Below are 5,873 nucleotides of genomic sequence, written 5' to 3'. Positions count from 1 at the left end.
GTCCCAGCCGACGACCTCAGCCGCCATCGCAGCGCACCTCGACTGTGGCACGGTTCCGTAGCGGCGGGCCGCCCGGCGCCTCGCCGGAGGCGGCGCGCAAGACGCCGGCACAGGGGTTCCAGTCCGTGGAGCGGGCCAGCCCCGCGAACGAGGTCGTCGCCCGCGGATTGACCTCCAGCACGGTCAGCGCTACCCCGTTCGCTATTGCGTCTATGCCCACGTAGCCCACCAGTCCCGGGAAAGCCCGCTGCACGCCCGCCGCGATCTCCGCGCAATCCAGTGCCGCGCCGGCCAGCGCGTTGACGTGGCAGGCGCGCAGGCGGAAGCGTCCCCGCTCGAGCGCAACCTCTTGTCGGTTGACGCCGACCAGGCAGGGCGCCGCCGCCGGCGAGTAGATCACGCTGAGGCTGGCCGCCACGCCCTCCAGGTAAGGCTGACACAGGTAATCTCCCCGCGACTGCGCGTCCCGGTCCGGCAGCGCGCCGGCAGGCAGCAGGCGGGCGCCCTCGCAGTCCGTGCCATCGTCCGGTTTGATCACCAGGCGGCGCTTTTGCGGAAAACGGCAATCGCTCAGGCGCGCAGTCTCCACGCAGGGGACCGACGCTTCCCGCAGGCATTGCGCGGCGCGGTATTTGCTGCCGGTCTGCTCGACCACGCACGCGGGCGAGTTTAACAACAGGCAGGCCCGTTCTTCTGCCCGGCGGCACAATCTGGCCAGCAGCCCGCCGGTCTCCGGCGCGACGGGCCAGAAGGCATCGGTGTCCGCCAGCGCCTCGTCCAGCATCGCGCCGCAGTCGTCGCCTGTCCCCACCCGCAGCAGGTCGGTCTCGAAGGCCGGCGTTGGCAGCCGCGCGTCGCGCAATGTCGTCAGACGGACGCCCGCAACCGCGCTCAGGCCGGCACCCAGCGCCTGCAGCATCAATTCGCCTTCCTGCGCCAGGGGCGTTGGCAGTTCCCGGTCGCGGCAGCCCCCGCCGGTAATGTACTCGAATAGCAATACCTTCATCGCCATGCCTTCGCCGCCCTGGAACGGCAGCCCCAGGATGCCTCTCCCGCGCCCGTACTCCGCCCCCTGGGGGACGGCTTGCGCAACACTTTCCCCGGGCCCGGATCGGGAGTAAGATTATGCGCCGGAAGACAAAGGGAGGCGAACCCGATGCATGCCAGGACGACCAGACTTTACTCGCTCCTCGCCTTGACGGCCGTTATCGCGCTGTTGCCCGTTGCCGCGTTCGCCGACGACGGCATCCCCGATTTGGTCGGCGACTGGAAAGGCGTGAACTACACGCTCTCTGACCTGAAAGGTTACAGGGAATGGGGCGAAAAGGTAGTCCATATCACCGAGCAGAGAGACCGCCGTTTCCGCGGCTACTTCGTTTACTCCGAGGGACGCAGGGATTTTTTCGGCGTGATCTTTCCAGACAACGTGTCCTTTGTGTGGGTGGCCTCCAACAGCAGGGGCTACAATCACGGCAGGATCATGGGCCCCGACCGCATCAGCGCCTGCTACGTGGAGACGTGGGAAATGGCCACCGTCGGCTGCGCCGATATGACGCGGCAGTAAAGGCGGCAGTGGCGCGCCCGCGCCCTGCCGCGCTGCCGCGCGTCTCTCTCCGGCAGCTCCGGTTGCCGAATGTTCCCCTCCTTCCTCGCAGCAGAGTCCCCGAATTCGCTACAGGCCGGGAGTCCGGCACGGAGGCGGTTCTGCGTCTATTGCGGTTCGGGGATGCCGCCGCCCAGCGGCGAGCGGCGCTCGAAACCGTTCTGCGGCTGTTCCAGCTCTGCCCGCAGCCGGACGATGCGGGGCTCTTCCCAATTGCCGGTCATATGGTACTTGCGAGTCAGGATGCGGTCGAAGTTGGCCTTGCCTTGGCCGAACCAGCGGTCCAGTAACAGTACGGCGCCGCCGATCCCGGCGCCGGGGATGCCGCCGAACAGCACCCCGTACAGGGGCCAGTTGCTGGAAAGGTTGGGGATGGCGGCAATTTCCTGGTCGTAGTCGCGTTCTGCCCAGCCGCTGCGGCCGCTGATATAAATGTCTATGCCTGGGGCGCGGACCGTGAGGTCGTCCGTGTAGGCGTTGCCGTCTTCCAGTCGCAGGCGGCCAGCGATCGAGTCGAAGCTCAACCCCTTGCGGAACACGTCGAACAGGTCGGAGAAATCCAGCCGCAGCCGGCGCAACAGGCTCTGCAAATTGAGAATGCCGAACAATCCGGAGGCGCCGGACTGGATATCGCGCAGTCGTCCCTTGCCCAGGTCTATGTCCAGCGTGCCTCGCATCGTGGTCAAGTTGTAGTCCGCCAGCGATCCGGGCCAGTCCAGGCTCATCCGCAACCGGGTCGGCGCCTTCTGGGTCGGCGAGGGGGCGCCAAGGAGCCGGTACAGATGCGCTAATTCTTCCGCTGTCAGAGTCAGTTCGATCGCTGTTTGCGTCGTCTCCTCGCGCTGCTCCCAGGTGCCGGTGGCGTCCAGCAGCAGGCCTTCGCTCTCAAGTTTCAGGCGCAGGTCCTGGCCGCTTTCGATACGCTCGGTGGCGATGTGCAGGCTGCCCAGCGAGGTGCCGTCGCGCAGTAGTTCCTGCACCGTGACTGCCACGGTGGGCATGGTGCGGGGGTCCACGTCCGGTTTTTGGGAGGTTTTCGGGAGGTCTAATTTCGGCCCGGCCAGGGACAGGCGCGACAAGGCGACGCTCCAAGTTGGATCCGGTCGCGCAGGTATATGCAGTTCGCCGTCCAGTTCGCTGCCGCTCAGAGAGACGCGCCATGCCTCCGGGGTGGCCTCCACCGCGGCCGAGATGTCGTGATATTGCGCGCCGAACAGTTCCAGTCGGTCGAGTTGCAGCCGGGTGTCGCCAAGCAGGGACGGCGGGGCCACAGGCTGGTTCCGCGGCAATTCGGACAGCAGTTCGCTCCACTCGGCCATACTTAGCATACCGATTTGTCCCTGCACGGAGAACCGCGCCGGCAGTCCCGCCCGGGCATCGGGGCGGTAGCTGCCCTGGAGTTGCCGTCCGTATCGCCATGCGAGCGCGGGGCTTGCCTCCGCCGCGGGCCGCTCGAGGCGCAGGGAGAGAGTGCGTTCTTCGGCGGCGGTCTTGCCCAGGGGCGAGGGCAGCCGGACGGCGAGGCCGCGCAGGGGGGAATGCAGTTCCAGGCGCCAAGTCTCCTCATGCGCGCGGTAGGTTGCCTGCCAGTCCGAGGCGCCCTGCAGCCGTCCGGCGACGAAGGAAGATGGGGTATCGGCCGGCGCCAGTCCCCAGCGTTCGATCTCGGCGGCGATCGTTTCGGCGCCGATCTTGCCGCGCGCGGTGAACGCGAAGCGCGGCGCTTTGTCGGGGCGGTAGCGCAGGTGAATGCGCAACGGGTCGCCGCGGTAGTTCGCATGCAGGCCCTCGCTGACCAGGGCGCCGTCCCGGACCTCCACGGTGCCCCGGATATCGCTCAGGCCGGGCCCGACGGGCGGCTTCAGCCAGCCCTGGCGCAGTTTCAGGCGCCCGCGTTCCGGTATGGGCCAGGCGCCGACGGCGCGGGAGGCGGACAGCCGGAAGTGCGCTTCAAGCTCCGCCTCGCCGCCGCCGCGCCAGCCGGCTGGCAGGCGCAGGCCTTCGGCGGCGGGCCATTCCCGTACGGATTCCAGATCTCCCTGCAGCCGCACCTGAAGCTCCGGTTGCGGCTCCTTCATGTCGCGGATCTCGATCTGGCCGCCGATTACGCGCAGGCCGTTCCAGCTCCCGCCAGCGAACCGCGAGCGGAAACTGCTCTCGTCGAACTCCAGATTGCCCGAGGTGTCGCGGAGCGGGGGCAGGGAGTCGCCGCGCAGGGCCACTTGGCTTTGCTGCAGACGAATGCGGGTCTGGAAGCGCCCCTCGTTGGCGGCGAAAGGGAAGTCCGCGAACGCGCCGCGATAGACAATGCGCCCAAGCCGCACTTTGCCGGAGCGGATCGTCGTCTCCATGAGACGCCGCGTACCGGCGCCGATCTTGACGGGCAGATGCCGCAATACGTCGCGCGCCGCGGCGTCTTCTACGCGCACGTACAGGTCGGCCGCCGCCGGCCGCCGTTGCCCCGGCCAGTACAGCGTCCCGTGCAGCTTGCAGTGTGCCCCGGAGAGTTGCGCCGTCGCGGGGAGAAAGCGCAACCGCGGCCGCTCCGCCGCCGGCTCCCAGTGCAGGAAGGCCCGTGGGCGCACCAGTTCCAGGGGGATATCGAATAAGCGGGGAATATCGAGCACCATCTCCCTGCCATGCAGCCGGGCCCTGATGCCGTCGTCGCCGATCCAGGCGCGGCCGCCGACTCCCGATGCCCGGCGCAGCAGCTTGCCGCCGGCCAGTTCGACCTCGGCCAGTTCCAGTTCCAGGCTGGGGGCGCCTGCCCCTGTACGCAGCAACAGGTTGCGCAGCTCGCCGCCCGCGTTCGGCGGGACGCGCGCGGTCCATTCTTTTTTCAGTATTTTTTCCGGCAGCAGGGGCAGCAATTCCGGCAGTTTCCGCAAGGCCAGCCGGTTCAGCAGCAGTTGCCGCTCTGCGCCCGTCGGCGCCTGGGCCAGGCGCAGCTCGGTGGGCGGCCAGGGACCGCTGTCCGTCGCCATGGTTTCGATACGCGCCCCGTAGTAATGCCACTCTTTCCCATCCCGGTCGCCGACGAACTGGGCGCTCAGTTTTCGCGGATGCAGCCGCTGGCCTGCCGCCGTTTGCAATCGCAGCTCGCCCGCCAGGCGGCCCTGCAGCGATTCCAGTTTGCCCCGGCGCCAGTCCAGCCAGGCCTCGCCCTGCAGTCGGCCCGCTGTCGGACGCAACGGACCCGGTACCCGGCCGGGAGGCAGCCAGCGGGCCGGTTCCAGTCCTTCGCTGGCAATATGCAACAGGCCGTTGCCCTTGCCTAACGGACCGCGGCTGTCGAAGCGCAGGCGCCAGGGATCGCCGTAGGAGGCGGGAGGGGCCACGGTGGCGTCAACCAAAATGCCGCCCTTCCGCCGTTGCAGGCGCAGGGAGGGAATAGAGAGCGGCGGCAGCGGCTGGTGTTCGTCTGTCGCCGGCAGCCACCGCAACTCGGAGTCGAGGAAAAACAGGTCTTTTTCAGGGAGCGTCCGGCCGTGGGAACGCGCGAATTCTTGCATGGAGAACGATTCGGGGAATTGTCCCGGCCGCCATGGGGCGGCGCTGGCGCCGATCCGCGGCGGCCTCAACTCCGCCAACAAGCCCTTCACGACAACTCGCCGCAGGCCCGGCCATTGCCGGTGCGGGAGGGAGAGCGGGAGCAGCTCCAGGCGCAAGAGTTCGATTTGCGCCCGGGAGCCGCGCCCGTCCAGCTTCGGGAATTTGACGGCGCGGGCCTCCAGAATAAGCCGCCATCCCTGCCAGGATGACGAGATCTCTCCCGCTTGCAGGGGGAAATTCAGGTACGAGCCGACGATCCGTGCCGCTTGTTGCGGGTACGCGTCTAGCCAGTACGGCAACAGGCGCAGGGCCGCGAGCAGACCCGCGACGGTCAGCGCCAGCGATAGCAACAGCGTCTGTCTTATCCGGCGCGCGCGGGCCGGCGGCGGGAGGCGAGATTCGCTCAAGCCGGTCCTCCCGCGCTACAGGAAAGCGATCTGGAACTCGGCGATCGCGTCATGGCGGCCTGGAACTTCCGGGAGGCGAGGCTGATCAGGAATTTCTGGTTCATTGGCGGTTTCCCCGGCGCCTGGGGAAAGACCGCTCTATTATACTCGCGGATGCGCCCGCAACGGATACGCTGCGGAACTGCGGTGCCTGTGGCGCTCGGGAATCCGCACCCGCCCGTTGCCATCGCTGCGCTGGAGCCCCGCCGACCGCTAGCCCGGATATTGCACGAGCGCCGGTTTTCCGCCGGAAGTGTCGTTGTCTGGGACGG

General features: G+C 68.0%; 3 protein-coding genes. 1 reads left to right on the top strand and 2 read right to left on the bottom strand.

Annotated elements, in window-relative coordinates:
• Window positions 1-16 precede the first annotated feature (16 nt).
• Entirely contained in the window at window positions 17-1,012 is a 996-nt protein-coding gene (locus tag OXU43_03200) for an ATP-grasp domain-containing protein (GenBank protein ID MDD9824166.1), read from the bottom strand.
• Between the two features lie 144 nt (window positions 1,013-1,156).
• Here OXU43_03200 and OXU43_03195 point away from each other — a divergent pair, with 144 nt between their 5' ends.
• Window positions 1,157-1,564 carry a hypothetical protein gene (locus OXU43_03195; GenBank protein ID MDD9824165.1) on the top strand — a complete coding sequence of 136 codons (408 nt, stop codon included), beginning with the start codon at window positions 1,157-1,159 and terminating at the stop codon, window positions 1,562-1,564.
• Between the two features lie 146 nt (window positions 1,565-1,710).
• Here OXU43_03195 and OXU43_03190 read toward each other — a convergent pair whose 3' ends face one another.
• The gene (locus OXU43_03190; protein MDD9824164.1) at window positions 1,711-5,562 is read right to left on the bottom strand and encodes a DUF3971 domain-containing protein; all 3,852 of its coding nucleotides are present in this window, start codon (window positions 5,560-5,562) and stop codon (window positions 1,711-1,713) included.
• Window positions 5,563-5,873: the final 311 nt, after the last annotated feature.

The sequence above is a fragment of the Gammaproteobacteria bacterium genome (genome assembly GCA_028817255.1).
In the GTDB taxonomy this organism is placed as follows: Bacteria; Pseudomonadota; Gammaproteobacteria; order Porifericomitales; family Porifericomitaceae; genus Porifericomes; species Porifericomes azotivorans.
This window is presented reverse-complemented; position numbering and strand designations above follow the sequence as displayed.

Bases quoted from the DNA above. Each gene is read 5' to 3' on its own strand.
- OXU43_03200 (MDD9824166.1), bottom strand. From the start codon at position 1,012: ATGGCGATGAAGGTATTGCTATTCGAGTACATTACCGGCGGGGGCTGC.
- OXU43_03195 (MDD9824165.1), top strand. From the start codon at position 1,157: ATGCATGCCAGGACGACCAGACTTTACTCGCTCCTCGCCTTGACGGCC.